Annotated in this window: 1 protein-coding gene and 2 pseudogenes; 1 reads left to right on the forward strand and 2 read right to left on the reverse strand. The window is 67.9% G+C overall.

Features of this window, described 5'->3' with window-relative positions:
* Positions 1–14: 14 nt before the first annotated feature.
* Positions 15–329: pseudogene (locus tag EAO76_RS45035) on the reverse strand (integrase core domain-containing protein); the annotation flags it as partial.
* 33 nt (positions 330–362) lie between these two features.
* On the opposite strand from EAO76_RS45035, the gene EAO76_RS39700 reads away from it, so the two are divergent.
* Complete coding sequence (locus EAO76_RS39700) at positions 363–1763, forward strand: IS30 family transposase (protein ID WP_187438985.1); 1401 nt, start codon at positions 363–365, stop codon at positions 1761–1763.
* A gap of 11 nt (positions 1764–1774) precedes the next feature.
* On the opposite strand, the pseudogene EAO76_RS46995 reads toward EAO76_RS39700, so the two are convergent.
* Positions 1775–2072: pseudogene (locus EAO76_RS46995) on the reverse strand (DDE-type integrase/transposase/recombinase); the annotation flags it as partial.

Raw genomic sequence — 2072 nt, forward strand, 5'->3', positions numbered from 1 at the left:
TGTTGGACACGGGGTTATGCAGCTTGGGGAAGTGTAGTTGCGGGTTCGAAGAAGGTGTTCTCGTAGATGATCGGGGAGCGTTGTCCGAGGCGGGAGTGCCGGCGTCGGGTGTTGTAGCGGCTGGCCCAGCGGAAGGCCGCGAGCCGGGCGTGACGAGCGGTGGGCCACGCCTTCGCGCCCTTGAGGGTCTCCCTCTTCATGGACGCGTTCCAGCTCTCCGCGGCGGCGTTGTCCGCCGAACTGCCCACGGCGCTCATGCTCCTTCTCACCCCGGCCCGCTCGCAGGCGGCGGCGAAGGCYGCACTTGTGTACTGGGTGGATTCAACTGATCGTCGCAACACCTCGTAGTCGGAGGTGGAGTAATGGGTGTTGGCCCGCAGCAGCGCAGGGTTCGTGAGTACCGGGGGCAGATGCCGTCGCCGGGCCGGCCAACAGTTGCGTGGCGTGAGGACCGCGTGCGGTTCTGGGCTGCGATCGCCCGAGGGCTCCGCTCGGAGGAAGCAGGAGTCGAGGCCGGGGTGTCGCCCGCAGTCGGGACACGGTGGTTTCGCCACGCTGGCGGCGTGGGACCGAATCTCTCCCCGACGGTGTCGGGACGCTATCTGTCGTTTGCGGAGCGCGAGGACATCGCCCTGTGGCGGGCTCAGAACATCGGGGTCCGTGAGATCGCGCGTCGGCTGGGCCGCTCGCCGTCGACGATCTCGCGGGAGCTACGCCGGAACGCGTCAACGCGCACCTACCGTCTGGAGTATCGGGCGACCACCGCGCAGTGGCATGCCGAGCGCAGAGCACAGAGGCCGAAGACCGCGAAGCTGGCGGGGAATGAGCGGCTGTGTGGATACGTGCAGGACAGGCTCGCCGGGGTGATCCGGGCTGCAGACGGGACGCCTGTGCCGGGGCCTGCAACGCCCCAGTGGAAAGGCCGCAACAAGCCCAGGCGGCGAGACCGGCGGTGGGCGACGTCGTGGAGTCCGCAACAGATCTCGAACCGGCTCAAGGCCGACTTCCCCGATGATGAGTCCATGCGCATCTCGCACAAGGCGATCTACCAGGCCCTCTATGTCCAGGGCCGCGGCGCGCTCAAGCGCGAAATGGTCGCCTGTCTGCGCACCGGGCGAGCGTTGCGCGTCCCGCGTGCTCGAACGCGGCGGCGTCCCGGTGGCCATGTCACGCCTGAGCTGATGATCAGCGAACGACCGGCTGAGGCCGAGGACCGAGCGGTCCCGGGGCACTGGGAGGGCGACCTGATCATCGGCCTGAACCATTCGGCGGTCGGCACGCTCGTCGAGCGCACGACCAGGTTCACGATGCTGCTGCACCTGCCCCGAATGGACGGTTACGGCCTCGAACCACGAGTGAAGAACGGCCCGGCACTGGCAGGCCGCGGCGCCGAGGCCGTGAAGGACGCGATCGCTGACACGATCACCACGCTGCCCGAACATCTGCGGCGGTCACTGACCTGGGACCGCGGCAAGGAGCTGGCCCAGCATGCTCAACTCCGCATCGACACGGGCCTGAAGGTTTACTTCGCCGACCCGCACAGCCCCTGGCAGCGGGGCACCAACGAGAACACGAACGGACTCCTTCGCCAGTACTTCCCGAAAGGCACCGACCTGTCGCGATGGGACGCCAGCGAACTCGAGGCCGTTGCCCTCGCGCTCAACAACAGGCCCCGCAAAACCCTCGCCTGGAAGACACCCGCCGAAGCCCTCAACGAGCACCTACTCTTGACCCCGGAAGCCGGTGTTGCGACGACCGATTGAGTCCGGGCTGGGGAGCCGTGATCGGTGTGCATGATGGCYCCCTTCAGGCTGCCGCGGGTCCGCTCGGCCGCGGCCAGGGCGTCGACGACGAGTTCGGCCCGCATGTGGTCGGCGATCGCCCAGCCCGCCAGCCGGCGGGAGCACAGGTCGATGACTGTCGCCAGATAGAGCGGCTTCGCGCCGGACACGGGCAAGTACGTGATGTCGCCGACGTACTTGGTGTTGGGCTCTGACGCGGTGAAGTCGCGTCCGATCAGGTCGGTAGCCTTCACGGCGGCCGGGTCCGCGATCGTGGTGCGGTGTTTCCTG

This window comes from Streptomyces sp. sk2.1 (assembly GCF_008120935.1).
Classification (GTDB): Bacteria; Actinomycetota; Actinomycetes; order Streptomycetales; family Streptomycetaceae; genus Streptomyces.

What these genes read in the sequence shown, in the direction of transcription:
- EAO76_RS39700 (WP_187438985.1), top strand. Translation starts at nt 363, where the DNA reads ATGGGTGTTGGCCCGCAGCAGCGCAGGGTTCGTGAGTACCGGGGGCAG.